This is a genomic window from Roseovarius sp. PS-C2 (genome assembly GCF_018862045.1).
Classification (GTDB): Bacteria; Pseudomonadota; Alphaproteobacteria; order Rhodobacterales; family Rhodobacteraceae; genus Roseovarius.
This window is the reverse complement of the sequence record NZ_JAHKSQ010000004.1, coordinates 312844-337473: the sequence shown is the minus strand read 5'-3', so window position 1 is coordinate 337473 and position 24630 is coordinate 312844. Positions and strand designations below refer to the sequence as shown.

Below are 24630 nucleotides of genomic sequence, written 5' to 3'. Positions count from 1 at the left end.
AGCGAACGGGAACGGGCCCCGACCACGGCGGCCCGTTTTAACTATTTCATCGCAAGATTAAGCGCACAGGCGTCGGTGATCAGGAGCGGCTTGGTCTTGCACAGGCCGATGGCCACCTTGTAGGCGGCCAGCACCTTGGGCACATAATCGCGCGTTTCGGCAAAGGGCGGCACGCCCTGATGTTTTTTCACGGCGTTTTCCCCGGCGTTGTATCCCGCCAGGGCCAGCACCGCATCGCCCCGGAATTCGGACAGCAACCAATCCAGATAGGCCACCCCGGCCGCAATATTCTGATCCGGCGACAGGCTGTCGGTCACGCCAAAGCGGCGCGCGGTATCCGGCATCAACTGCATCAACCCCTGCGCGCCCTTGGGGCTGACCGCCTGTTTACGCCCGCCAGATTCCACCGCGATCACCGCAAGGGCCAGCGCGGGCGAGACTTGCGTTCCGATGGTCGCACGCAGCACACGCTGCCCTTCGGCCTGCGCAATGTCTTGCAGGGTCTGCAGCCGGGGTTGCGATACCTGCGTATTTTCCGGCCCGTTGACCAAATGCGCGAAAGCGGTATCCAAACGTTCAACAGCGTTTTCGCCAATATCGGGCGATACCTCGGTCCAGAACCAGGAATAGACGCCTTTCGCCGGGGCAGCGGGTTCATCGGCAGGCACTGTCGGGGCGGCGACCGCGTCTTCGGACGGTTCAATCTGAACAGTGATACGTTTGCCTGCCCCGCTTTTCGGGGGCTTCCCCATCTTGAAGGTGAAATCGGGAAACGGTGGAGGATCGTCGGCCAGCAGGGCCACCGGCGCGAAAATCGCCGCCATAAGCGTCAGAATCCGAACGGATAGCATCTGAAAACTGCCTTGCCTCGTTTTTTATGGAGATCATTGTCGCAAAAGACGGCTGGATTATCCAGAATTGTATTATTCCGAGAAACACTCATCTGGAGATTTTTATCGCCAAATCTCGAAACACATATGAATTCACATTCTCATTTTAAAACTTAACAATACTTATCAATAAGTTACGTCGCACCACAGCAAAACCGCGAATGTTCACGAAAAACGATCTATTCACGCCTAAATCCTGCCTGAATTGAGGTGCTTTATCTGCCCATACCGCAACGGGGACGGCCATTGAGAGAGGCGGCCATCACCCCCCGGACGCGGTTGAAACCTGAGATATGATCCTTTGGAGGGACCTACCATGATGAAGTTTATCAACCAGTTCGTGAAAGACGAAGACGGTGCCGTGACAGTTGACTGGGTCGTGCTGACCGCAGCAGTCGTGGGCCTGGGCGTTGCCGGCGTTGCCGCCGTGAAGGGTGGCGTGGACAGCCTGGCAGGCAGCATCGGCTCGCAAATGAGCGATGCAAGCGTCGTTACCCTGGGCACGCTGGGTCAGGACGTTGGCTCGGGCGGCTAAGCTAGCCCGCCGGAACTGACCGGATTGAACTGGCCGCAAACGTCGCTTTGCGGCCAGTTTTTTAACGCCGCCATTAGATACCCATGGTCGCGTTTCAGGATGAGCGAATAAAACAATCCATCGCGCAGCGATCTGTGCGTCAAGCCCCAGAGGTGACTACCATGAGCGCAGCTAAGAAAACATTTCTGTCCGACGAAGACGGCGCGGTTACGGTCGATTGGGTGGTCTTGACGGCAGCCGTGGTCGGCATCGGCGTTGTGGCGGTCTTTACACTTATGACCGCAAATCAAGGCCTGGGTAGCAGCATCAGCTCGGCCTTGTCATCCGCAACGCTTACAGAACTCGATTTCACCACGAGATAATACGATCATCGACGATATCGCCGCATTGTTTTGCAGGCGCTGGTCGCGATGCGTACTGAAATTTTCACGTTTCATGACACTTCCGGGCAACGTACCCCATGTGATCCAGAAAGGATCATTGCCCTTCCCTCATTCTGCCACAATCCCGTGTTTAGAAATGCGGATACGGGTGCCACGGGCATCATGAATGAGCAGCGAAAAAGAAAGGACTGGCCATGCGTTTGGTTTTTGGACTGGTGCTTATGGTAGGTTTGGGTCTGGCCGGCTTTGCCGTTTACATGGCCAAGAACTATATCCAGGGCTATCAGGCACAGCTTGCCCACGAACGCGCACAGCGTGCGCCACAGATCGAAACGGTCGATGTCATCGTCGCCAACGAGCCCCTGAAATACGGTCAGACGCTTGAGCCGAACATGGTGCGTATGGCGAAATTTCCCAAGAATTCTCTGCCGGAAGGTTACTTTACCAAGGCAGATGCGTTGTTTCCCAACAAGAACGAGGAAAAGCGCATGATCCGCCGCGCCATGGATAAGAACGAGGCGGTTCTGAAATCCAAAATCACCAAACCCGGCGAAGCCGCCGGTATCGCCACCGCGCTTGGGCCGGGCATGCGCGCTTTTGCCATCAAGGTTGACGTGGCCAGCGGCGTATCCGGCTTTCTTCGGCCGGGCGACCGTGTCGACGTCTATTGGACCGGCCAGGTGCGTGGCAACCAGGTGCGAACCGAAGGGAATTCGGTCGGTGACGTGACGAAGCTGATCCAGACCGCCGTCAAACTGATTGCCGTCGATCAGGTCTCCAACGAAGATACACGTCAGGCCATCATCGCGCGTACCGTCACTGTAGCCGCAAAACCGCAAGAGGTCGCCGCGCTGGCGCAAGCGCAAGCCACCGGGCGTTTGTCGCTGTCGCTGGTCGGGGCTCAGGACGAAAGCGTCGCAGACGTGATCGAAGTTGACCAATGGCGCCTTCTGGGCTTGTCCAAACAAGAGGTCGAGGCCCCCGCCCCCAAGAAAGAGGTCTGCACGATCAAGACCCGCCGCGGCGGCGAAGTGGTCGTCAGCCAGATCCCCTGCACCAACTGATCCCGGTTATGTGCCATCCAGCTTATAAAGGGTGCCCTTCGCGGCACCCTTTATTCTTTGACGCTGGCAAGTCTGCCACGGTTTTAAGGATTTTTTTGAAACTGGCGTTGATTCTTGAAAAAAAATCGGAATTGGCGCAAAGTGGCCGAAACACGGGCGTCAAGACCCGATTAATTGAGGCGTGATCGGAAAGGCAGGTCACATGAAATATGCAGGCTTCTTGAAAGCGGCCTTGTTCGGGCTGGCAATTGTATTTGGACCGTTTGCAAACACTGTCCAAGCTGAAAATCTTCAAATCGTTCGCAAAGGCGCCAACCGCGATCTGAGCGTTACATTGAACCGCGCCATTGTCGTGGAAAGCGATACACCTTTCGCCGAACTCAGTGTCGCGAACCCGGGGATCGCGGACTTCTCTACGCTCTCGGATCGCACGATTTACATTCTTGGTAAGGCGCCGGGGCGTACGACCATGACGTTGCTGGACGAAACCGGCCGTCTGATCACAAATGTCGAAATTCACGTTTCGACAGATGTTTCGGAATTCAAGGAACGTCTGAACCAGATCTTGCCAAACGAAAAGATCGAGGTGCGCACCGCGAATGACGGTATCGTCCTGTCCGGCAGTGTCTCCAGCGCCGCGCGGATGGATCGCGCTCTTGCTCTGGCCGAACGCTATGCGCCCGAACGGGTCTCGAACCTGATGGTCGTCTCCGGCAAGCAACAGGTCATGCTGAAGGTTCGTTTTGCCGAAATGCAGCGCAGCGTATCCAAGCAGTTGTCGACCTCGCTGGCGGTGAACGCCTTGAGTCCCGTCAGTGGCAACGGTGCGGCACTGGCCGGAAGCAACCTGCCCTCGACCGGAGTTAATGCTGGCGGCGTAGCTGCAGGCAACGATGCCGGCGCAGCCTTCTTCGGCTTTGATATCGGTTCGGTTGAAATCGGCATCCTGATGCAAGCCCTTGAACAAAAAGGCGTTGTTCGCACTCTGGCCGAACCCAACCTGACCGCGCTGTCCGGGCAAGAGGCCACGTTCCTTGCCGGTGGCGAATATCCCATCCCCGTCGCCCAGGACAACGACACTACGTCAATCGAGTTCAAACCTTTCGGTGTGGAACTGAACTTCATTCCACGTGTCGTCGATGAAGATATCATCAATCTCGAGCTGGCCGCCGCCGTATCGTCGATCGATACGACGAACGGTATCAACACCGGCACCTTCACGGTCGACGCTTTCCGCCGTCGCGACACCTCCACCACTGTTGCGCTGCGCGATGGAGAAAGCTTTGCCATCGCCGGTCTGCTGCAAGATGATTTCCGCGACAGTAACGGCCAGGTGCCCTGGCTGGGCGATGTTCCTGTACTTGGCGCGTTGTTCCGCAGTGCGGATTATGCGCGGGCGCAAACCGAACTTGTCATCATCGTAAGCGCACATCTCGTCACGCCGACACGGGGCGAGGCTCTGGCCCTCCCGACGGATCGGGTCAAACTGCCGTCCGAGGCGGACCTGTTCCTGAACGGTCGCGTGGCCAAGAAAAACAGACCGACCGGCACAGCAGGCGAAGTCGCGAAACAGGACTTCACCGGCTCTTACGGATACGTCATGGACTGATGGAAAGGCAGGGGCACATGAAACATCTTCTGGCAACTGCGGGGCTTCTTGCCCTGACCGCCTGCACCACGGATGGCAACGTCTACAGGTCTTACTTCTCCGAAGCCGGTGCATTGGTGGACAGCGGCGATTTCGGCAACGCGAACATGAACAACCAACTCGTGATGACCGGCGAAAAGGCCTATGTCTACGATCTGGCCAACCGTTTCTCGAACGAAGTTCTGAGCACCGTCAATTTCGCCTTCAACTCGGCGCAACTGGATGCCGGAGCACGCGACACACTGCGCGAACAGGCGAACTGGATTCGACAGTTCCCCGAGGTCCGCTTCCGCGTGTACGGACACACAGATGCGGTCGGTTCCGCAGGCTATAACAAACAACTTGGCCTGCGCCGGGCAAACTCGGTTGTAAATTACCTTGTCGCTCAGGGTGTCAGCCGGTCACGTCTCGAAGCCGTCGCGTCGTTTGGTGAAACGCAACCGCTTATCGTGACCCAGGGGCGCGAACGCCGCAATCGCCGGACCGTTACCGAGGTGAGTGGATTTGTGGGATCACATCCCATTGTGATGCAAGGCAAATACGCCAGCGTCGTCTACCGCCAATACATCAACAGCGCGCAACCCAAGACAACGCTTTCGATGGGCGGCAGCGAAGGCATCGTCGAGTGACATAAACCAAGAAATCTCCCTGTCCGATTCCGGTTGGACCAACTCAAAGACCCGCCTCTCGGCGGGTTTTCTTTTTGCCTTCTCAAATCGCACAATTACGATTTTTTGGCCCAATTGTTGCCCAGATTTTCAGGGAATGTCGCGCAGTGGCAAGTGCATCTCCGGAGCGCCCGGCAGAGCCGCGCACCAAGCAAAGACTGAAGGCATCGGGCCAAACCCGACCGGTCGCGCGGCAACAAAGAATGGAACGAGAACGATGACGAGTAGTGCGACGACAGACCCAAACCCGATCCTGGCCTGTACGATCAGCCGTGACGTACAGAACTTCGACCTTCTGATCGAGGATATGGAAACGGTTCTGGGAGAGAGCTGGGGCGATCTGGGCTTTGCCGAAGCGTTGGCCTTCTTCAACCAACCCGAAGCGCAATCCCTTGAATTCGTTGCCCTTGCGATCGACGACGCCGATGAGGGCGACCTTGTGATGCTGGGCGAAATCATCGCTCTGGCCAATGCAAAAGGTATCAAGATCATCCTGATTGCCGAGGACGTCAGTCCCGCTGCCCTGCATCAGTTGCTCCGGCAGGGCGCCGATGAATTCGTTCCTTACCCCCTGCCCGAGGGAGAACTGGAAGCCGCCATCGAGCGTTTGAAGAAACGCGAGCAACAGGCCGCGGCAACCAGGAATTCATTCGTTTCGACAGATACCCCGGCAGATGGTGTCCTTCTGGCAGTACAACCGATTGCCGGGGGCACCGGGGCCACAACCATGGCCGTAAACCTGGCCTGGGAGCTGGCCAATGTGGAAAAGAAGGACGGTCCCAGAGTTTGCATTCTGGATTTCGGTCTTCAGACCGGAACCGTGGCAACCTATCTGGATTTACCGCGCCGTGACGTCGTCTACGACATGTGGAGCGATACCGACGCCCTGGACGATGAAATCTTCCGTCAGGCCCTGACATCCTATGAAGACAAGCTGTGGGTGTTGACCGCGCCGCATGACATCTTGCCGCTCGATATGATCTCGCCCGAAGACGTGCAGCGGGTACTGGACCAGGCGCGCGCGAAGTTCGACTATGTCATCGTCGACATGCCCTCTACGCTGGTGCAGTGGACGGAAACCGTTCTGAGCAACGCCCAGATCTATTTCACCACACTCGAGCTCGACATGCGTTCCGCGCAGAATACCCTGCGGTTCAAACGGGCGCTCCGGGCCGAGGAACTGCCCCTCGAAAAGGTACGCTTCTGCCTGAACCGCGCCCCGAAGTTCACCGATCTGAATGGCAAAAGCCGGGTCAAACGGCTGTCGGAGAGTCTTGAAATTTCCATCGAACTGCAGCTTCCCGATGGGGGCCGTCAGATCACCCAAAGCGGGGATCATGGTGTGCCGCTGGCCACGTCCGCAGCCAAGAATCCGCTGCGCAAGGAATTCGCCAAACTGGCGTCCTCCTTGCATGAGCTCGGGAAAAGTGACGCAGAAGCCGCATAAGGCGAGAAGGTAAAGACAAATGTTCTCACGCTACAAAAAATCGCCCGGAAGCAAAGCCGGCCCCGAAAGCTCAAAGGGCAAGGCAACCAAGGCCGCACCGGCGGCACCTGCCATGCCCAAAACGGCACCGGTCGGGGAGGCGCCAAGCGCCTCGCTGCGCAAGCCAACACAATTGGCGCCAGCCAAACCGCAAATGGCCGACAAGGAACGCAAACGCAAGGAGCGCCTTGCGGAAATCAAGCTGGATCTTCACCGCGCGCTTCTGGACAACCTGAATCTCGGCGCACTCGATTCTGCGTCCGAGTCCGACCTGCGCGCCGAAATCAGCTCCATCGCCTCCGAGGTTCTGGAAGAACGCAGTATCGTTCTGAACCGTGAAGACCGCACCACTCTGACGCAAGAACTCTATGACGAGGTGCGCGGCCTTGGCCCGCTGGAAACGCTTCTTCAGGACGACACCGTAAATGATATTCTGGTCAATGGTCCGCAGCAGATTTTCGTGGAACGGGCAGGCAAGCTGGAACTCAGCGACGTCACGTTCAAGGACGAACGCCACCTTCTGCGTATTATCGACAAGATCGTGTCCGCCGTAGGTCGGCGCGTGGATGAATCGAACCCTTACGTCGACGCGCGCCTGGCCGATGGATCGCGTTTCAACGCCATGGTGCCCCCTGTCGCAGTGGACGGCAGTCTGGTCTCGATCCGTAAATTCAAAAAGGACAAGCTGGGCATTGACGATCTGGTCAATTTCGGCGCCTTTTCCGAAGAAATGGCGGCCTATCTTCAGGCTGCCGTCGCCACCCGCCTGAACATCATTGTTTCGGGCGGAACCGGTTCGGGTAAGACAACCACGCTCAATGCGTTGTCGTCTTTCATCGACAATTCCGAACGCATCCTGACGATCGAGGATACGGCGGAACTTCAGCTGCAGCAGATTCACGTCGGCCGGATGGAGAGCCGTCCCCCCAACGTCGAAGGCAAGGGCGAGGTATCCCCGCGCGACTGTCTGAAAAACGCCCTGCGGATGCGCCCCGACCGCATCATCGTTGGGGAAACGCGTGGTGAAGAAGTGATCGACATGCTTCAGGCCATGAACACGGGGCACGACGGGTCGATGACGACGATTCACGCCAACAACGCCCGCGATGCGATCAGCCGTCTGGAAAACATGGTTGCAATGGCCGGTATTGAAATGCCCCTCAAAGCCGTACGCAGCCAGATCGCTTCGGCGGTGCACCTGATCGTGCAGGCGTCGCGATTGCAGGATGGCTCGCGCCGGATGACCTCGATCACCGAAGTGACCGGCATGGAAGGCGAAGTGATCTCGATGCAAGAGATTTTTCGTTATCAGCGGGTCGGCCTGACTCCCGACAACAAGATTATCGGTCATTTCACGGGAACCGGTGTGCGCTCGAACTTCTCCGAGCGATTCCGCCTGTGGGGGTATGACCTGCCCTCGACCATCTACGAACCCATCGCCGCGGAGTAAGACAAATGTCCATCAGTGCAGAACCGATCATCTATGCAATGATCTTCGTGGCGGTTCTTGTCGTCGTTGAAGGTATCTACCTCACGGTATTCGGGCGTTCGATCAGCCTCAACAACCGGGTGAACCGACGCCTGGAAATGCTAGACAAATCCGGCAACCGTGAAGAGGTGATGGAAAAGCTCCGCAAGGAGATGGAGCAGCACCTAAAGGCGCGCAACATCCCTATCTATGCGATCCTGTCTGAAAAGGCTCAGAAGGCTGCCATCGCATTCACCCCCAAGCAGCTGATCCTGCTGATGATCGGGGTCAGCATCATGGCCTTTGCCGGGCTGACCATCGGAACGGCCACCAGCATACCTGTGCGAGCCCTGGTTTCCGTCGCCTTCGGCGTAGGCGGCGTGTTCACATGGATCAACATGAAAGCCGGCAAGCGCATGGCGATGCTGGAAGAGCAACTTCCCGACGCCATCGAACTGATGGTCCGAAGCCTGCGCGTGGGGCATCCGTTTGCATCGGCCATTGCGATCGTATCGAATGAAATGGCCGACCCCCTGGCAACCGAGTTCGGCGTCATAGCCGACGAAGCCGCCTATGGCCGTGACATGGGGGAGGCGCTCAAGGACATGGCCGAACGTCTGGACATGCAGGATTTGCGCTTTCTGGCCGTGGCCGTGACGATCCAACAGCAATCGGGCGGTAACCTGGCCGAGATTCTCGATGGTCTGGCCAAGGTGATCCGCGCCCGTTTCCGCCTGTTTCGCCGGGTCAAGGCGATTACCGCCGAAGCCAAATGGTCGGGCAAGTTCCTGTCGGGCTTCCCTATCCTTGCGTTGATCGGGATTCAGGTGATCGACCCCAATTACTATGACGAAGCCATGCAACACGCCTTTTTCATCCCGGCATGCCTGGTGGTGGGGACGTTCCTCGTGGCCAACCTGATCGTCATGCGTGCACTTGTGAATATCAAGGTTTGAAGGGAACTTCGTGATGCAATTCCTGACCCAAATCCAAGAGCGCCTGGTCGAGGCACTTGGCCCCTTCGGACCGATCATCGCACTCGGAACGCTCGGCATCCTTCTGGTGCTGATCATGATTCCGGCCCTGATCAAGGACTCCAAAGATCCGCTGGAGAAACTCAAGCGTGATCAGCGCGGCCAATCCCTGAACCAGTCGGACAAAGGGCCGCGCCTGCGGACAAACCAGCGCAACCAGAAGCTGGACAAATATGCGAACTTCCTCGAACCGCAGGACGACAAGCAGTTTTCGCAAATCAAACTGACGCTGGTGCAGGCCGGTTATCGCGGACGCGATGCGGTGCGTTATTTCTATTTTGCGCAGTTGGCGCTGGCGCTTGGGTTGTTGATCCTTGGTGTCCTTTACTACCTGCTGTTCGTTGCCGGCGAGGAAAGTTCGGCCAAGGATGCAGTGCTCTATATTCTGGGTCCGGCGGGCGTGGGATATATGCTACCCAAGTACTGGGTGACCAAGCGCCAACAGCAACGTCAGGAAGAAATTTCCGACGGGTTTCCCGACAGTCTGGACATGATGCTGACATGCGTCGAGGCCGGCCAGTCTCTGGATCAGTCGATCATCCGCGTCGCCAACGAAATTGCCGTATCATATCCTGCTCTGGCTGAAGAGTATGAAATCGTCGCGCACCAGATCAAGGCCGGTCGCGACAAACCTTCGGTTCTCAATGAAATGGCCGAGCGTTGTGGTGTGCAGGATATTTCCAGTTTCGTGACCGTTCTGGTCCAGTCGCAGACTTTCGGCACCTCGATCGCCGATGCTCTCAGGGTTTATGCTGGCGAGATGCGTGACAAACGCGTCATGCGCGCCGAAGAAAAAGCCAACAAATTGCCAACCAAGATGACATTGGCCACGATGATGCTTACAGTGCCGCCATTGTTGATCATTCTGGTCGGGCCATCTGTTTTGGGGATCATGGAACTCTTTGCGATGGCTGGCCGCTAGGCACGAGGCGCCATGATACGACCAGCGGCATTTACCGCTTTATGCATTGTCCTGGCCGCATGCAACGGCCAGGACATTTCGCGTGACAACCCTTACGCTCCCGGAGTTTCGCAAAAGGGCGACGCCGTTGATGGAATGGTGGTCGGCCACCGTCTGATGGCAGCGGGCGAATACGATCTGGCCATTGACGCTTTTTCGCGCGCGGCTCTCGAACAGGGGATGAGTGCCGAGGTTCTGGCCGGGCTTGGCAGTGCACATCTCGGATTGGGGCAACTGGGAACAGCCGAGCGGATGCTGCGCGACGCGATCGAGCGTGACGAAGACGCCCCGGAAATCTGGAACAATCTTGGCGTCGTGCTTATGGAAAAGGGCAAAACCGCCGAAGCCGCGCAAGTGTTTCAACGCGCCTATGCATTCGACAATGGCGAAAGTGACGCAATTCGTGACAATTTGCGGTTAGCTCTCGAAAAATCCGAAAAATCCTATTATGGTGAAATTCGAGAGCAAGATTACAAACTGGTACGACGCGGCAGCAGCGATTATCTGATCCGTCGTGTATCGGGTTGAGGCGAAGGCAGTAAAAGGACGCAAAAAATGCGCCACCCTATCTATCTTTCCCTGTTCGTAGCAGGTGCTATGGTCCTGTCCGGTTGCGAGCAATCCAAGGGCCCCGAAGTCGACCGCGCCTTTCAAGGCGTGAATGTCGTGGATGAAAGCAATCTGAACGACGTAATGTTGAACGTGGCCGACGCGAACGAGGCCGTGTCATACTTTCAGCGGGCCACAAGTGAAAAACCGGACCGTATAGATCTGCAACGCGGTTTCGCAAAATCCCTGGTCCGCGCCAAGCGCTACACCGAAGGCGTCGGGGCTTGGAAAAAAGTCACCGACCACGCTGAAGCAACCGACGATGACCGTGTGGATTATGCGGATGCCCTGATCCGCAACAACGAATGGGAACGCGCCGACAAGGTTCTGGATGCGATCCCGCCCACCTTCGAGACATTCAAGCGCTATCGCCTCGAAGCGATGATCGCGGACAGCAATCAGGACTGGAAAAAAGCCGACAGTTTCTATGAAACCGCCGTCGGCCTGACTACCCGGCCCGCGGGCGTGATGAACAACTGGGGGTATTCCAAACTGACCCGCGGTGATTTCCCGGCCGCCGAACGCCTGTTCAGCGATGCCATCCGGCAAGATGAATCCCTGTTTACCGCCAAGAACAACCTTGTTCTTGCTCGCGGCGCACAGAAGAAATACTCGCTCCCAGTCATGCCTGTCACGCAGGTCGAGCGTGCCCAACTCCTGTATACGCTTGGCCTGTCCGCAGTGAAACAAGGCGACACCACGATCGGCAAGGGCCTGCTGCGCGACGCGATCGAAACTCATCCCCAACATTTCGAGGCCGCAGTGCGCAGCTTGCGCGCGCTAGAGGGCAATGTAACGAACTAAGCCATCGGAAACCACATGTCGCTTGATATCACCTCTGCGCAGGCGTTGTGGTTCCTGCCCTTTGTGCTGCCGATCTGTCTTTGGGTCGTCTGGAGCGACCTGAGCACAATGCGCATCCCCAACAAGGCGGTTCTGGCCCTGACAGCAGTGTTTCTCGTGATCGGCCTCATTGCCTTGCCTTTGGCTGACTATCCCTGGCGCCTGCTCAACCTTGCCATCGTCTTGTTGTTCGGGATTCTGGTTAATGCGGCAGGCCTCATGGGGGCTGGAGATTCCAAATTTCTGGCGGCAGCCGCCCCTTTCATCGCACCAGGGGATTTCACCCTGATCAGCGTGATTTTCGCAGTCAACATGGTGGCCTGCTATGCGACGCACCGGATGATCAAGCATTCCGGACTGCGCAACATGGCCCCCGATTGGCAAAGCTGGACCAGTGGAAACAAGTTTCCCATGGGGTTCGCGCTTGGCAGCAGCCTTGTGATCTATCTGTGGCTCGGAGCCATGTTCGGCCAATAGCATAGCAAACGGCTTCCTTTGCCCCGGCCCTGCCCGACCGCTTCCACAATTTCTGCACGATTACACGGCATTCTGAGCACGCGTTCGTCTTTCGGCGAGGGCAAGCATGAACCAGACAAATCGCAGGCGATCCCAAATGAATATGCAAGTGACACAAGGCGTGCAGCCGCCACCGCCTCCAAGCGGTCTGAACGAAATGAGGCTGCCGCTGGTGATGATGCGTGACATCCTGATCAAGACTATGTTTCGCAAGAACATCGATCTTGTCAGTGAACTGGCCGAAGCAATTTGCCTTCCCCGCGCCGTGACACAGGAACTGGTCGACATGGGCCGCGAGCAACGTCTGATCGAGGCAACCGGCACGCTGAACGCCAATTCGGGCAGCGAAATGGGCTATCAGCTTACGGACGCGGGCAAATCACGCGCCCTCGACGCCCTGTCCCAGTCCGAATATTTCGGCGCCATGCCCGTGCCGCTGTCGGTCTATCGTGAACAGGTTCAGCGTCAGTCGATCCGCAACATCCAGATCACCCGTAAGGAACTGATCGACGCCATGGGCCACCTCGTGTTGCCCGACAGTTTGCTGGACCATCTTGGCCCGGCTGTCTCGGCAGGGCGGTCGATCTTGATGTATGGCCCGCCCGGTAATGGTAAATCCAGCATTTCCAACGGTATCCGCGATGCCATGGGGGACAAGATATACGTGCCCCGCGCCATCGAATACGCCGGGCAGGTGATTACAGTCTATGACCCCATCGTACACTCCAAGGCCGAGGTCGAAGTGGACGACCCCGGCAGCCTGCGCCGCAAGCGTACCTTCGATACCCGCTATGTGCGCTGTGAGAGGCCAACGGTCATTACCGGGGGCGAGCTTAGCCTCGATATGCTGGATTTGGTCTATAACCCCACGGCGCGAACCTATCAGGCCCCGCTGCAACTAAAATCCACTGGCGGCATCTTCATCGTGGACGACCTTGGCCGTCAGGCCGAACCGCCACAAAGCCTGGTCAACCGCTGGATTGTTCCCTTGGAAGAATCCAAGGATATCCTTGCCTTGCAATCGGGTGAAAAATTCGAAGTTCCCTTCGATACGCTGGTGATTTTCTCGACCAACTTCCACCCCAACGAAATCTTCGACCAAGCGGCGCTGCGCCGGATTTTCTTCAAGATCAAGATCGACGGCCCCAATCAGGCCAACTTCCTCAAGATTTTCGCCATGGTCGCCAAGAAAAAGCAAATGCCGCTGGACGAGGCCGCATTGGTACATCTGCTCAAGGTGAAGTATCCGACCATCGACAACATCTATGCCAACTACCAACCGGCGTTCCTGATCGATCAGATGGTGTCGATCTGTGAATTCGAGGGCATCCCCTATCAGATGTCCCCCGAACTGATCGACCGGGCCTGGGCGAATATGTTCGTCAAGGAAGAAAAGATCATCCACTGAACGGCACACACCGGTCTGCTCACGCGCGTTTGTGTGGGCAGACCATTTATTTCTGGAATATCAAACCCAGTATCTCGGCCTGCGCCTTGCGATCACCGCCAGCAAGGTCCGCGACAGTCTGTTCGGCTTCCGCCCTATATCCAGCCGCCTGCAACCTTTCTGTCACTTGCCCGCTTTCGGCACCCGCCAATGCAACGACTTGCGTAACAGGAGCCCGCCTCAGGCCTTGCATGACAGCAGCAACCGGGCTACCGCCACTGCCCAAGGGCAGGAACGAAGCTGCCAGCAACACAATGAAGCCAGCGATCAGACCACGTGCAACGGGGCGTTTCAGATATCCGCGAAAAGCCCTGAAATTCACACTCAGGTGCAAAGCGACACCAACGACCAGGGCCCAACTCAACCATTCATGCGCGGCTTTGTTCAGCCCTATATCCAAATGGAAAAACATCAGAACGCCAGTCACGGCACTCAAGATGAAAGCACCGATTGTCAAAGGCGTGGAAATTTGGCGTAGGCCGAGCATCGGAAGCTCCTTTTCATGATTGTGATATCCATGAAACGCAGCACTTACGAGTTTCCGGCGAAAGCGGTCCGCATACCCGTCCTGCCCCAGGGCGCGACTTTTTCAGACGCGGCAGGTGGCTCTTATCCACCATGCCCCTGCTGTCCGACAGCATCGCCACACCAAAGCGCGATCATCCCTTGACCGCAATGGCCAGTCCACCTTGCTGTTTTGAAACCAGTCCCGCTTCTTCCAGGTTCGGACGGTATTTTCTGCTGACTGGAACACGGTCCTCATTGCACAACAATACGAACAGTTTATGGGCGCTTTCGCGTTCCGTCCCAACGATAGCCGAACATGTCACCCAGTGCGAACGATGCACGCAGTACCCTTCGACCGGTTCCATTTCGTCAATCGCGTCAGCCAATCGCATCCGCAGCACCTCGCTGCCCGCCATGGTCACGACTTCGACGTAGTGATCATTCGCGCTGATGCGCAGAACCCTGCCACGCTTTTCCTTCGGCAATCGCCGCAACAGGCGTGGCTGGTCAGGTTGTGGGATTTCATCTTCGGCTTGGTTCACCAGATATGCCACGGGTTCCGAACGGCAAATCTGCCGGCGCAATACGAAAATTCCTGCCGAAACGACAAAGGTATTCAGCATCACGTCGAACAAATGCACCGCAAATGTACTGTTCGCGGGCTCCAGATGGCCGCGGAGCATCCATACAATCGGCCCGAAAGTCACACAAACCGACAGGGATGCGAAGGCATCAAAGATCAGCGGCCGCTCAAACCCAATCGCCAAAACTGCCAAGCCACGCGCTCCATAGCCAAACAGCATTCCGATACTGACGACAAGCGACCAATAGAACAGCCGCGTCGACCAATCCATGGTTTCATAAGTTCCGAAAGGGCCAGCCAGGGTGGCCAGTACGATGCAGGCCACCCAGATGAAAATGGTCAAGGGTGAGAAAAGCGAAGAATAGGTTCTTGCGAAAACGTCCTTGATTTCCCCCAGTTGCAACATGACCCTCATCAACCGCTGAAACTTAGAACGCTTATAGCGTTTTTGTCGGGTATGCCAAGTATTCACAAGACCGATGCACCACTTTAGGCTGTCAAAGCTGACGTGGAAAAACTGTGACGGACAGATCGTGAATGACATTCGAGAATGAGAAAAAAGTGCGTAAAAGTTTTGCCGCGCAAACCATGATGGCAACTGTTGGCGCCAAGTTAACCCTTATTGCAAAGGGCGAAACCGAGATACAGGCCCCCATCCTGCCCGGTTGCCGGCAACAGCATGGTGTCGCACATGCCGGACTGACTTTTGCGATCGGCGACAGCGCAGCGGGCTATGCGGCCCTGTCGATCATGCCCCACGATCACGAAGTTATGACCACAGAAATGAAAATCCACCTGCTTGCACCCGGTCATGGCGACCTTCTGATCGCCCGCGGCCGCGTGATCAAACCGGGCAGGCGCTTGGTCATCGTGCAAGCCGATGTCTATAGCCGTACCGGCTCGGACGAGGTGCATGTCGCAATGATGACCGGCACGATGATCCCCCTCCCCACCAAATGAAAAGCCCCGGTGCGATATAACCGGGGCTTTCCTGTCAATGGCAGAGCCGGGATCAGGCGGTCAGGCCTTCCGGCTCGGACAGGCCATTCGCCCGACAACATGCCGTCACGGTATTGGCCAGAAGACAGGCGATGGTCATCGGCCCCACACCGCCCGGCACCGGGGTGATGGCGCCCGCAACCTCGGCGCAGCTATCGTAATCGCAATCCCCGACAAGGCGGGTCTTGCCCTCGCCCTTTTCGGGTGCGTCGATACGGTTGATCCCTACATCAATGACTGTGGCACCCGGCTTGATCCAGTCACCGGTCACCATCTGCGGACGGCCCACAGCCGCCACCACGATATCCGCACGGCGGGTCACTTCCTCGATATCCTTGGTGCGGCTGTGTGCGATGGTCACCGTACAGCTATCGCCAAGCAGAAGCTGCGCCATCGGCTTGCCGACGATATTCGATCGACCGATCACCACTGCGTTCAACCCAGACAGGCTGCCGTGGTGATCGCGCAACATCATCAGACAGCCGAGCGGCGTGCATGGCACCATGGATTTCTGGCCCGTCCCCAACAAACCCACGTTCGAGATATGGAACCCGTCGACATCCTTGGCCGGGTCGATTGAGTTGATCACCAGATCCTCGTTCAGATGCCCCGGCAACGGAAGCTGCACCAGAATACCATGCACAGCCGGATCGGTGTTCAACTGGTCGATCAGCGCCAGCAAATCCTCTTCCGAGGTATCGGCGTCCAACTTGTGCTCGTAAGAGTTCATGCCGGCCTCGACGGTCTGCTTGCCCTTCGAGCGTACATAGACCTGACTGGCGGGGTCTTCCCCAACCAACACCACGGCAAGGCCGGGAGTAATTCCATGCTCTTCTTTCAGCCGCGCCACATGGCCTGCGACCTTTTCCCGGACCGTGGCCGCAAAGGCCTTGCCGTCGATGATCTGTGCCGTCATCGGTTTTCCTTTCCCAATTTGGGTCAAACGCGCATGTACGCCCCGCATAGCTTGGCGGAGCGCACTGGTTCAAGTGCCCGGCTCAGAACAGACCTTCGATGTCGCCGTCGGCATTCAGCTTGATCGCTTCGGCGGCGGGTTTGCTGGGCAGGCCCGGCATGGTCATGATCTCACCGCAGATCACCACGACAAAACCCGCACCCGCACTCAGGCGAACTTCGCGGACGGGCACCGAGTGACCAGTTGGCGCACCACGACGGGTCGGATCGGTGGTAAAGCTGTATTGCGTCTTAGCCATGCAGACCGGAAGATTGCCGTATCCGGCTTCTTCCCATTCCTTCAACTGGTTGCGGATTTTCTGATCGGCCAGAACCTCATCGGCGCGGTAGATACGCTTGGCGATGGTTTCGACCTTTTCCAGCAGCGGCATGTCGTCGGCATAGAGCGGTGCGAAGTTGGCCCATTCGCCCTCGGCGATTTCGGCAACCCGTGTCGCCAGCTCTTCGGTGCCTTCCGACCCTTTAGCCCAGTGCTGGCACAGGATCGCTTCCGAGCCTTGCTCGGCCACGTAATCCTTGACGGCCTGCACCTCGGCATCGGTGTCGGTCACGAAATGGTTGATCGCGACGACAACCGGGACACCGAAGGATTTGACGTTCTCGATATGACGGCCCAGGTTCGGGCATCCCTTCTTGACCGCGTCGACATTCTCTTCGCCCAGATCGGCCTTGGCGACGCCACCGTTCATCTTCATCGCACGCACCGTGGCCACGACCACCACCACCGAGGGGGCAAGGCCGGCCTTACGGCACTTGATGTTCATGAACTTCTCGGCACCCAGATCGGCCCCGAAACCGGCTTCGGTCACGACGTAGTCAGCGATTTTCAGCGCCGTAGTCGTCGCCATGACCGAGTTACAGCCATGCGCGATGTTGGCGAACGGACCACCGTGGACGAAGGCAGGGTTATTTTCCAGCGTCTGCACCAGGTTGGGCTGCATCGCATCCTTGAGCAGCACCGTCATTGCACCATCGGCCTGAATATCGCGGCAGGTGATCGGCTCTTTCTTGCGCGTGTAGGCGACGATGATGTCACCCAAACGGCGCTGAAGGTCGTCCAGATCGGTTGCAAGGCACAGGATCGCCATGACCTCGGAGGCGACGGTAATATCGAACCCGGTCTGGCGCGGGAAACCGTTGGCCACACCACCAAGCGACGTGACGGTATCGCGCAGGGCACGGTCGTTCATGTCCAGCACACGACGCCAGACAACACGACGTTCGTCGATGGCCAGCTCGTTGCCCCAGTAGATGTGGTTGTCGATCATCGCGCTCAGCAGGTTGTGCGCCGTGGTGATCGCGTGGAAATCCCCCGTGAAGTGCAGGTTCATTTCCTCCATCGGAACGACCTGTGCGTATCCCCCACCAGCAGCACCGCCCTTCATGCCGAAGCACGGTCCGAGGCTTGCCTCGCGGATACAAATGGCCGCCTTCTTGCCGATGCGGTTCAGGCCATCGCCCAGACCGACCGTGGTCGTGGTTTTACCTTCACCGGCAGGGGTGGGGTTGATCGCCGTCACGAGGATCAGCTTGCCATTGTCGTTCCCCTGAACCGAATTGATGAAATCCTGACTGACTTTCGCCTTGTCGTGGCCATAGGGCAGCAGATGTTCACTGGGGATGCCGAGTTTATCGCCGATCTCCTGAATCGGCTTCTTGTTCGCTTCGCGTGCAATCTCGATGTCAGACTTGTAGCTCATGGGTTTCCCTCGTGCTGGCCAGGCGGCCGTGGTGATGTCCTGTTTCGGCAATAGCAAGTCCGCGACGGTATGCAGAATGCGATTCCGACATATCCGGCTCTTGTTGCGTCGGCGGATCGCGGAAGGGTTTCGGATCGGAAACAGATTCGAAGGGCCAGACGGCGAGGGCGAAATTCGCTCAGATCGAAAGAACCTGATCCAGATGCAACCACGGGCGTTGATCAGGCACATGCAACCGCATGGTCTCACCCACCCGCAAAAGGCCCTCACATTCGACCCAGGCCGTCACGCCCCTCCGCCCGTTCGCTGCCGCCTTGAACGCGCGGCCATATCCCGGTGTGTCTTCGTCAATCGGCTTTGCGGGCAGGTGGCAGGGCCGGTTTTCCATATCGACAACCAATGTCGCCCCTGACTCGGCCTGCAATCGCGACGAGGGCGGGATATGGGTAAAATCGGGGATGCCCTCAAGCACCAGCGATGCGCCAACCAGCGCAGGATCAAGGCTGTCCAAGCCCATCTGGGTGGCAATTTGAACAAGCTCTTCTGCGCTCAACACCGAAAACTGCCGCACATTGCGAATTTCCGTGCCTTTTGGGTACTGGCTGGTCACGCGACTGCACGAAGGACGGGTCAGTCCGGCATGCTCTTCTCCATCAACGCCCGCGAATGTCGCGGTGACCTCTTGTAGAGGAGTGCTGCGCAGACTGGAGGCACGGTCATCGACGCGTCCCAGCCATGTTATCGTCCCGGTAAAATCCGTGGGAATGAGGGCCGGCATATTCAATCCTTCAACCAAATGAACGCGCGCAGCTTTGCCGCCGCGCGCGCCTCGGTCAAATGATAAAATGTGACCGGCTATATAAGGACCTGTTCAAACCGTCAGGGTGAAGAACAGCCTACGGAAGGGGAAAAGCACAGATCCATCCGCCCGAACGGGATATGCGGCCTTCATGACATCTTCGTAGCGGCGAACCAGTTCGGACTTCTCATCCGGTTCCAAAGCCTCGAGCACCGGACGCGCATAGGTGCTTTCGGTAAAACGCCGCACCGGATGACTGCCGGTTTCGGCAACGAGACGCTGATAGTACTCGGTTTCCCAGAGACGGAACTGCCCGAGCGGCGCAAGCAATTCTTCATATTTCACCGGCGCCATGACACCTGGCGTGCCCATCTTCTCGATCCGACCGGGAAACAATTCCTCCACAAGGCTCAGCCAGACACGATGCGATGGCGCCTTGTTCTGGTGCGGCATCTGAACGGCCAGTGTGCCACCTTTGCTCAGCATTCCGGCCAGCCGCGGCATCAACTGTTCATGGTTGCCAACCCAATGCAGCGCGGCATTGGAAAAAATCAGACCCGGCGCGCGGCGCGGATGCCATTCACGGATATCGGCCTGTTGCAGATTGTCATAACCATGCGCCTGACGCGCCTTTTCGAGCATCGCGGGCGAGGCATCGACCCCCACCAGTGGTCGCCCCCCGGCACGGGCACGCAGCGCCTCGCCAAGCGCACCGTTGCCACAGCCAAGGTCGATCACATCCCCCACACCCATCTGGCCCACCGCGTTCAGCAGGTCCAGACCGGGCCGCAACCGCAAATCCCGGTATCTTGCATAGGCACCGGGATTCCAGTCGGCTTTTGCCGCTTGCCCGCTCACGTCGAAGGCTCGGGCTCCGGCCCGCCATCGCCCAGACCGGACGATGACTTGGGTTTGGTTTTCGGGATAGCAGTCACCGAAGGCTTGTCGTCCTTTTCGGGCGCGCTGCCATCATCATCAGCCTCTGGCGGCTCACCTTTGATGACGCGGTTGATCTCTTCGCCGGTCAGAGTCTCGTATTCCAGCAGCCCTTGCGCCAGACGTTCCCACTCGTCCTTTTTCTCGGTCAGGATCGAATACGCCTTTTCATAGGCTTCGTCGATTAGGCGTTTGACTTCGTCCTCGATCAGTTCTTTCGTATGAGCCGAAATCGAGAACCCGCCTGCCGCGTTGCCCATATAGCCTTCGTGGGCCTGTTCATAATCCACGTTGCCGACCTTGTCGGACATGCCCCACCGCAGCACCATAGCACGCGCCAGTCCACTGGCCTGCTGAATGTCACCCGCCGGGCCGTTCGACACATCGTCAGGTCCGTATTTCATGATTTCCGCCGCTTTGCCGGCCATGGTCATGGCCAGTTTCTGCTCACACTCGGACTTGTGCCAGTTCAGGCGATCGATTTCGGGCAGGCTGACCACCATGCCAAGCGCACCGCCACGTGGAATGATCGTGGCCTTGTAGACCGGATCGCATTTCGGCAGGGCCAGACCGACGATAGCGTGCCCCGCCTCATGATACGCGGTTTTTTCCTTCTGATCGTCAGTCAGCACCATCGAGCGCCTTTCGGCCCCCATCATGACCTTGTCCTTGGCGTTCTCGAAATCCTCCATGGTCACGAAACGCCGTCCGACACGGGCCGCCATCAGCGCAGCTTCGTTCACGAGGTTCGCAAGGTCGGCACCCGAGAAACCGGGAGTCCCACGCGCGATGATTCGCAAATCGACATCCGGACCAAGCGGTGTCTTGCGTGCGTGCACGGCCAAAATCTTTTCACGGCCCTTGATGTCGGGGTTAGGCACCGTGATCTGACGGTCGAACCGGCCGGGGCGCAACAGCGCCGGGTCCAGAACATCCTTGCGGTTCGTGGCGGCAATGATGATCACACCCTCGTTCGCCTCGAACCCGTCCATTTCGACAAGAAGCTGGTTCAATGTCTGCTCGCGCTCGTCGTTACCGCCGCCATAACCGGCCCCGCGGTGACGACCGACAGCGTCGATTTCGTCGATGAACACGATGCACGGCGCGTTCTTCTTGGCCTGCTCGAACATGTCACGCACACGGCTGGCGCCCACACCGACGAACATTTCGACAAAATCCGACCCCGAAATCGTGAAGAAGGGCACACCGGCCTCACCGGCAATGGCGCGGGCCAGCAATGTTTTACCCGTCCCCGGAGGGCCGACCAGCAACGCGCCTTTCGGAATCTTCCCGCCCAAGCGGCTGAACTTCTGCGGATTGCGCAGGAATTCAACGATTTCCTCGAGTTCTTCCTTGGCTTCGTCAATGCCGGCAACGTCGTCAAACGTCACGCGCCCATGTTTTTCAGTCAGCATCTTGGCCTTGGACTTGCCAAAGCCCATGGCCCCGCCTTTGCCGCCGCCCTGCATGCGGTTCATGAAATAGATCCAGACGCCGATCAGCAGGATGAAGGGCAACAATGAAATCAGGAAGGTCTGAAACCCGGATTGCTCTTGCGGTTCGGCATTCACGGGAATGCCTGCATCGATCAGCTTGTTGGTCAGGTCGGCATCCTGCGGCTTGATGGTGACATATTCCTTGCCATCGGCCCCACGGAAACGGACATTCTCACCATCGAGAGTGACCTGACTGACACTGCCGTCTTCGACAGCCGAGACAAACTCGGAATATTTGATCGACTTGCTCTGGAGCGTGTTGCCAGGGCCGCTGAACAGGTTGAACAGCGCCAGTATCAGCAGGAACAGCACCAGCCAGAAGGCGATATTTCTTGCGTTGCCCAAGGAAACTCTCCTCACAGTTCGGGTGGCATCGACCTATCACAAGGTCTACCGGTCTTAAATAGAGATCACAGCGCTATCTTCAATGCGATAAGAAAGCATCAAGATAGGCCGCTTCGTCGCGCACCAAATGTGCACTCCAGCCATTTGCCAGCCCGGCACAAGGCGCCGCAACCAGAATTTCGCCCTGCCAAACCCCCGGCGACACCTTCATTGACAAGGCTGGCAGGCCGGTTTGATGCCGTTCAGGACAGGCTATCAGCCCTTTGTCGCCAAGCGCCGCGATATGCAGCCCTGCGCCTCCCGGCCCCACCAGACGCCATCGGCCATCCCATAGCGCATCAATATCACAGCGCAGATCGGCCACCGCCCTGAATTCGCGCATGATCCGCAGTATATCACTTCGCACGACCAAATGGCACCCGTGCAACGTCATGTCCCTGCCCTGCCCGATGGCATGCAAAAGCTGATCGACGGCCCGGCCACGCGGCCCATACCCTGCCCCACTGACCCATTTCAGCGCTTCCTGAATCAAACGGCGCGCAATCTCTTGCGGCAGATCGGTAAAGCCTTCCTTCTCGATCACCAGATCCCCGGCCTCGACATGAACAAGTTGCCGCGCAGCCGTGTACGCATAATGATACAGCGTTGCCCGGACGTCGAACATATGATGTGCCACACGCGATAATCCCTCGGGCCCGATACCAAGCTCGGACAGATGCAACAGCGCATTACGGGCGCGCACTCGCTCGTATCGCTTGTCCTCATTCGTCGGATCGTCGATCCAGCCAATCGATCTGGCACGCAGTATATCACGCAGGGTTTCACGAGGAATTTCCAGCATGGGGCGGTGAAACGCGATGCCCTTGATACTGCGCCTTGGCGCCATCGCGGCCAGACCGTCAACGCCCGCTTCACGTGCGAGCCTCATCAGAAATGTTTCGGCCTGGTCGTTTGCCGTGTGGCCCAGGGCGACATCGGCAATGCCCTGCTCTGCTGCCCAGTCCGCCATCAGATCATACCGCGCCAGCCGCGCCTGATCGGGCAAATTGCCCTGACCGTTCCAGCCACCCCAATGCAAGATGTCATGCGATACATTCAAATCTGCACACATACGGGCAACCTGTGCAGCTTCGGCTGCCGACTCGGGACGCAAACCGTGATCCACGGTGACAGCCCGCACCTTGGGCCCGCCACTTTTCATCCACTCATGCAGCAGCACAAGCAATGCGGTCGAGTCGCTGCCGCCTGACACGGCAACGCCCAGACACACCGGGGGCTCGGGCAAAAAATGCGCTGCGATCCGATCCCGCAGCGCCTCGACGTCTGATGTCACGGACAACCCAGATCGGTCATCGCGGATTGTGCTTGCCCGACGGCCTGATCACTAGGGAACCGGTTACCGACCTCGGCCAGCGTAACACAGGCCTGCTCGGTCTGCCCGAGTTGCCCAAGAGCCGCACCGAGACGATAGAGCGATTGCGGGGCTTCGGGGCCGGTCTTGTCCGTACTGAACGTATCCAGATAGGCCCGCGCCGCGGCTTTGAGATCGCCCGCGCCTTCCAGGGCCTCACCGCGCAACAATCCGGCGCGGGCGGTCATCGGACCACCGGGATAGCTTTGCCGGAACGTCTCGAACTGTGCTGCCGCCTCGGCGTAATTCCCGGCCTCCAGCGCCGCCTTGGCCCGGTCGAAATCCGCTTTTTCGCTCACCGCCAACTGGGGGGCATTTGCATCGCCCGTCGCGTCATTGAGGCTGGGGTTCACCATGCCCGCATTGCTCCCGCCGCCACTGGTTTCAATTCCGCCAAGGGTGCTGCTGTCGCCAAGAGCGCCGATATCGCATCCCTCTTCCAGCTCACACAAACGGAATTCCAAATCACCGATCCGGTTTGCACCATCCTCGGCCACGCGCTCGACCTTGTATTCCAATTGCTCGGTTTGCGAGGTCAAACGCTGCAATTCGCTCTCGATGGCGTTCACACGTTCGATCAGGGTGCCGCTGCCGGTCAACTGACCGGCAGCCCCTGTCGTGTTCAGTTCGCGCTTGAGCTTCTGGATCTCGACATAAAGCACCGACAGTTCCTGTCGGATATCGGCCAGGGTTTCCTCTTGCGCCTGCGCTGCCGAAACGGCGGGCAAGGCAAATGCTACACAGCTCACAACGGCAAGAAACAGGCGCATCTGGTTCACTCCTGAAACGCGATCAGCTGCTCGGGATGGCGGAGATCACCGTCACGGCGCGGCGATTCTTGGCATAGCAAGCCTCGTTGCTGCACAACTCGATCGGGCGTTCCTTACCGTAGGAAATCACCTTGAGCCGGTTGCCCGCAACACCCTTGCTGACAAGGTATTCATGAACCGAATTCGCACGGCGTGCCCCGAGGGCGAGGTTATATTCTCGCGTGCCCTGTTCGTCGGCATGGCCTTCGATCACCGCGTTATAATCCGTGTTGGTCAAAAGCCATTGGGCCTGACCGTCCAGCGTGGACTGCGCCACGGGTGTCAGCGTGGACTGATCGACCTGGAACAAGACCCGGTCACCGATGGTTTGCTGGAAATACAACGGCGAGGCCGGGTCCTGCGCCGTTCCGGCCATAGCTCCGCCCGCCGAATTCAGATCGACGGTGTTTGAATCTCCAAACCGGTCAGGGCTGGAACAGGCCGCCAGCGCCAGCCCGGCGCACAGCATCAATGTCTTGCTCAGATAGGTCATGTCTTGTCCCGCTCGTTATGGGTGC

25 protein-coding genes are annotated in these 24630 nt (G+C 58.0%); 14 read left to right on the top strand and 11 right to left on the bottom strand.

Annotated elements, in window-relative coordinates; all coding sequences use genetic code 11:
- Positions 1 to 41 precede the first annotated feature (41 nt).
- Positions 42 to 851, bottom strand: a complete 810-nt coding sequence (locus KPG71_RS09895) for a lytic transglycosylase domain-containing protein (protein WP_253196184.1) — start codon at positions 849 to 851, stop codon at positions 42 to 44.
- Positions 852 to 1206: 355 nt separating this feature from the next.
- Between KPG71_RS09895 and KPG71_RS09890 the strand changes: the two genes are divergently transcribed.
- The 13 genes from KPG71_RS09890 (at position 1207) to KPG71_RS09830 (ending at position 13513) form a co-directional block, all read left to right on the top strand.
- Positions 1207 to 1425, top strand: coding sequence for a Flp family type IVb pilin (locus KPG71_RS09890; RefSeq protein ID WP_216337910.1), 219 nt, complete (start codon positions 1207 to 1209; stop codon positions 1423 to 1425).
- Between the two features lie 83 nt (positions 1426 to 1508).
- Positions 1509 to 1787, top strand: a complete 279-nt coding sequence (locus KPG71_RS09885; protein WP_367397339.1) for a hypothetical protein — start codon at positions 1509 to 1511, stop codon at positions 1785 to 1787.
- Positions 1788 to 2002: 215 nt separating this feature from the next.
- Positions 2003 to 2872 carry a Flp pilus assembly protein CpaB gene (gene cpaB, locus KPG71_RS09880; protein WP_216337909.1) on the top strand — a complete coding sequence of 290 codons (870 nt, stop codon included), beginning with the start codon at positions 2003 to 2005 and terminating at the stop codon, positions 2870 to 2872.
- Between the two features lie 202 nt (positions 2873 to 3074).
- The gene (locus KPG71_RS09875; protein ID WP_216337995.1) at positions 3075 to 4481 is read left to right on the top strand and encodes a type II and III secretion system protein family protein; all 1407 of its coding nucleotides are present in this window, start codon (positions 3075 to 3077) and stop codon (positions 4479 to 4481) included.
- A gap of 17 nt (positions 4482 to 4498) precedes the next feature.
- Entirely contained in the window at positions 4499 to 5149 is a 651-nt protein-coding gene (locus KPG71_RS09870; protein WP_216337908.1) for an OmpA family protein, read from the top strand.
- A 256-nt stretch (positions 5150 to 5405) separates the two neighbouring features.
- The gene (locus tag KPG71_RS09865; RefSeq protein WP_216337907.1) at positions 5406 to 6635 is read left to right on the top strand and encodes an AAA family ATPase; all 1230 of its coding nucleotides are present in this window, start codon (positions 5406 to 5408) and stop codon (positions 6633 to 6635) included.
- 19 nt (positions 6636 to 6654) lie between these two features.
- The gene (locus tag KPG71_RS09860) at positions 6655 to 8124 is read left to right on the top strand and encodes a CpaF family protein (protein ID WP_216337906.1); all 1470 of its coding nucleotides are present in this window, start codon (positions 6655 to 6657) and stop codon (positions 8122 to 8124) included.
- Between the two features lie 5 nt (positions 8125 to 8129).
- Positions 8130 to 9098 (top strand): type II secretion system F family protein, encoded by a 969-nt coding sequence (locus KPG71_RS09855; protein ID WP_216337905.1) that lies wholly within the window; start codon positions 8130 to 8132, stop codon positions 9096 to 9098.
- Positions 9099 to 9111: 13 nt separating this feature from the next.
- On the top strand, positions 9112 to 10098 hold the full coding sequence (locus tag KPG71_RS09850) for a type II secretion system F family protein (protein WP_216337904.1): 987 nt from the start codon (positions 9112 to 9114) through the stop codon (positions 10096 to 10098).
- A 12-nt stretch (positions 10099 to 10110) separates the two neighbouring features.
- On the top strand, positions 10111 to 10665 hold the full coding sequence (locus KPG71_RS09845; RefSeq protein WP_216337903.1) for a tetratricopeptide repeat protein: 555 nt from the start codon (positions 10111 to 10113) through the stop codon (positions 10663 to 10665).
- Positions 10666 to 10692: 27 nt separating this feature from the next.
- Positions 10693 to 11550 carry a lipopolysaccharide assembly protein LapB gene (locus KPG71_RS09840; RefSeq protein ID WP_216337902.1) on the top strand — a complete coding sequence of 286 codons (858 nt, stop codon included), beginning with the start codon at positions 10693 to 10695 and terminating at the stop codon, positions 11548 to 11550.
- Between the two features lie 15 nt (positions 11551 to 11565).
- Complete coding sequence (locus tag KPG71_RS09835; protein ID WP_216337901.1) at positions 11566 to 12066, top strand: prepilin peptidase; 501 nt, start codon at positions 11566 to 11568, stop codon at positions 12064 to 12066.
- A gap of 136 nt (positions 12067 to 12202) precedes the next feature.
- Positions 12203 to 13513: an ATPase gene (locus KPG71_RS09830; protein ID WP_073035379.1), complete on the top strand. Its 1311-nt coding sequence runs from the start codon at positions 12203 to 12205 to the stop codon at positions 13511 to 13513.
- 46 nt (positions 13514 to 13559) lie between these two features.
- Here the strand turns inward: KPG71_RS09830 and KPG71_RS09825 are convergent, their stop codons facing one another.
- Both KPG71_RS09825 and KPG71_RS09820 read right to left on the bottom strand, forming a co-directional pair.
- Entirely contained in the window at positions 13560 to 14039 is a 480-nt protein-coding gene (locus tag KPG71_RS09825) for a DUF4405 domain-containing protein (protein ID WP_216337900.1), read from the bottom strand.
- Positions 14040 to 14211: 172 nt separating this feature from the next.
- Positions 14212 to 15186 carry a LytTR family DNA-binding domain-containing protein gene (locus KPG71_RS09820; RefSeq protein ID WP_253196183.1) on the bottom strand — a complete coding sequence of 325 codons (975 nt, stop codon included), beginning with the start codon at positions 15184 to 15186 and terminating at the stop codon, positions 14212 to 14214.
- Here KPG71_RS09820 and KPG71_RS09815 point away from each other — a divergent pair.
- The gene (locus tag KPG71_RS09815; protein ID WP_216337899.1) at positions 15180 to 15602 is read left to right on the top strand and encodes a PaaI family thioesterase; all 423 of its coding nucleotides are present in this window, start codon (positions 15180 to 15182) and stop codon (positions 15600 to 15602) included. The genes KPG71_RS09820 and KPG71_RS09815 overlap by 7 nt on opposite strands.
- A gap of 52 nt (positions 15603 to 15654) precedes the next feature.
- Here the strand turns inward: KPG71_RS09815 and folD are convergent, their stop codons facing one another.
- From folD to pal, 8 genes are all read right to left on the bottom strand, one after another.
- A complete protein-coding gene (gene folD / locus KPG71_RS09810; RefSeq protein WP_216337898.1) occupies positions 15655 to 16557 on the bottom strand; it encodes a bifunctional methylenetetrahydrofolate dehydrogenase/methenyltetrahydrofolate cyclohydrolase FolD in 903 nt (300 codons plus the stop codon).
- Between the two features lie 82 nt (positions 16558 to 16639).
- Complete coding sequence (locus tag KPG71_RS09805; RefSeq protein ID WP_216337897.1) at positions 16640 to 18316, bottom strand: formate--tetrahydrofolate ligase; 1677 nt, start codon at positions 18314 to 18316, stop codon at positions 16640 to 16642.
- 178 nt (positions 18317 to 18494) lie between these two features.
- The gene (locus KPG71_RS09800) at positions 18495 to 19094 is read right to left on the bottom strand and encodes an MOSC domain-containing protein (RefSeq protein WP_216337896.1); all 600 of its coding nucleotides are present in this window, start codon (positions 19092 to 19094) and stop codon (positions 18495 to 18497) included.
- A 93-nt stretch (positions 19095 to 19187) separates the two neighbouring features.
- Positions 19188 to 19973, bottom strand: coding sequence for a methyltransferase domain-containing protein (locus tag KPG71_RS09795; protein WP_367397338.1), 786 nt, complete (start codon positions 19971 to 19973; stop codon positions 19188 to 19190).
- Complete coding sequence (ftsH, locus tag KPG71_RS09790) at positions 19970 to 21892, bottom strand: ATP-dependent zinc metalloprotease FtsH (protein WP_216337895.1); 1923 nt, start codon at positions 21890 to 21892, stop codon at positions 19970 to 19972. The genes KPG71_RS09795 and ftsH overlap by 4 nt, the downstream gene beginning before the upstream one ends.
- A gap of 79 nt (positions 21893 to 21971) precedes the next feature.
- A complete protein-coding gene (tilS, locus tag KPG71_RS09785; RefSeq protein WP_367397337.1) occupies positions 21972 to 23225 on the bottom strand; it encodes a tRNA lysidine(34) synthetase TilS in 1254 nt (417 codons plus the stop codon).
- Entirely contained in the window at positions 23222 to 24073 is an 852-nt protein-coding gene (gene ybgF, locus KPG71_RS09780; RefSeq protein WP_216337894.1) for a tol-pal system protein YbgF, read from the bottom strand. Before ybgF ends, tilS begins: the two co-directional genes overlap by 4 nt.
- A gap of 22 nt (positions 24074 to 24095) precedes the next feature.
- Positions 24096 to 24605 carry a peptidoglycan-associated lipoprotein Pal gene (gene pal, locus KPG71_RS09775; RefSeq protein WP_216337893.1) on the bottom strand — a complete coding sequence of 170 codons (510 nt, stop codon included), beginning with the start codon at positions 24603 to 24605 and terminating at the stop codon, positions 24096 to 24098.
- Between the last annotated feature and the right edge of the window lie 25 nt (positions 24606 to 24630).

What these genes read in the sequence shown, in the direction of transcription:
- KPG71_RS09865 (WP_216337907.1), top strand. Translation starts at nt 5,406, where the DNA reads ATGACGAGTAGTGCGACGACAGACCCAAACCCGATCCTGGCCTGTACG.
- KPG71_RS09840 (WP_216337902.1), top strand. Translation starts at nt 10,693, where the DNA reads ATGCGCCACCCTATCTATCTTTCCCTGTTCGTAGCAGGTGCTATGGTC.
- KPG71_RS09825 (WP_216337900.1), bottom strand. Translation starts at nt 14,039, where the DNA reads ATGCTCGGCCTACGCCAAATTTCCACGCCTTTGACAATCGGTGCTTTC.
- KPG71_RS09870 (WP_216337908.1), top strand. Translation starts at nt 4,499, where the DNA reads ATGAAACATCTTCTGGCAACTGCGGGGCTTCTTGCCCTGACCGCCTGC.
- KPG71_RS09885 (WP_367397339.1), top strand. Translation starts at nt 1,509, where the DNA reads ATGGTCGCGTTTCAGGATGAGCGAATAAAACAATCCATCGCGCAGCGA.
- KPG71_RS09850 (WP_216337904.1), top strand. Translation starts at nt 9,112, where the DNA reads ATGCAATTCCTGACCCAAATCCAAGAGCGCCTGGTCGAGGCACTTGGC.
- cpaB (WP_216337909.1), top strand. Translation starts at nt 2,003, where the DNA reads ATGCGTTTGGTTTTTGGACTGGTGCTTATGGTAGGTTTGGGTCTGGCC.
- KPG71_RS09875 (WP_216337995.1), top strand. Translation starts at nt 3,075, where the DNA reads ATGAAATATGCAGGCTTCTTGAAAGCGGCCTTGTTCGGGCTGGCAATT.
- KPG71_RS09890 (WP_216337910.1), top strand. Translation starts at nt 1,207, where the DNA reads ATGATGAAGTTTATCAACCAGTTCGTGAAAGACGAAGACGGTGCCGTG.
- KPG71_RS09835 (WP_216337901.1), top strand. Translation starts at nt 11,566, where the DNA reads ATGTCGCTTGATATCACCTCTGCGCAGGCGTTGTGGTTCCTGCCCTTT.
- KPG71_RS09845 (WP_216337903.1), top strand. Translation starts at nt 10,111, where the DNA reads ATGATACGACCAGCGGCATTTACCGCTTTATGCATTGTCCTGGCCGCA.
- ybgF (WP_216337894.1), bottom strand. Translation starts at nt 24,073, where the DNA reads ATGCGCCTGTTTCTTGCCGTTGTGAGCTGTGTAGCATTTGCCTTGCCC.
- folD (WP_216337898.1), bottom strand. Translation starts at nt 16,557, where the DNA reads ATGACGGCACAGATCATCGACGGCAAGGCCTTTGCGGCCACGGTCCGG.
- KPG71_RS09805 (WP_216337897.1), bottom strand. Translation starts at nt 18,316, where the DNA reads ATGAGCTACAAGTCTGACATCGAGATTGCACGCGAAGCGAACAAGAAG.
- KPG71_RS09830 (WP_073035379.1), top strand. Translation starts at nt 12,203, where the DNA reads ATGAATATGCAAGTGACACAAGGCGTGCAGCCGCCACCGCCTCCAAGC.
- KPG71_RS09815 (WP_216337899.1), top strand. Translation starts at nt 15,180, where the DNA reads ATGACATTCGAGAATGAGAAAAAAGTGCGTAAAAGTTTTGCCGCGCAA.
- KPG71_RS09855 (WP_216337905.1), top strand. Translation starts at nt 8,130, where the DNA reads ATGTCCATCAGTGCAGAACCGATCATCTATGCAATGATCTTCGTGGCG.
- pal (WP_216337893.1), bottom strand. Translation starts at nt 24,605, where the DNA reads ATGACCTATCTGAGCAAGACATTGATGCTGTGCGCCGGGCTGGCGCTG.
- KPG71_RS09800 (WP_216337896.1), bottom strand. Translation starts at nt 19,094, where the DNA reads ATGCCGGCCCTCATTCCCACGGATTTTACCGGGACGATAACATGGCTG.
- KPG71_RS09860 (WP_216337906.1), top strand. Translation starts at nt 6,655, where the DNA reads ATGTTCTCACGCTACAAAAAATCGCCCGGAAGCAAAGCCGGCCCCGAA.
- KPG71_RS09895 (WP_253196184.1), bottom strand. Translation starts at nt 851, where the DNA reads ATGCTATCCGTTCGGATTCTGACGCTTATGGCGGCGATTTTCGCGCCG.
- KPG71_RS09820 (WP_253196183.1), bottom strand. Translation starts at nt 15,186, where the DNA reads ATGTCATTCACGATCTGTCCGTCACAGTTTTTCCACGTCAGCTTTGAC.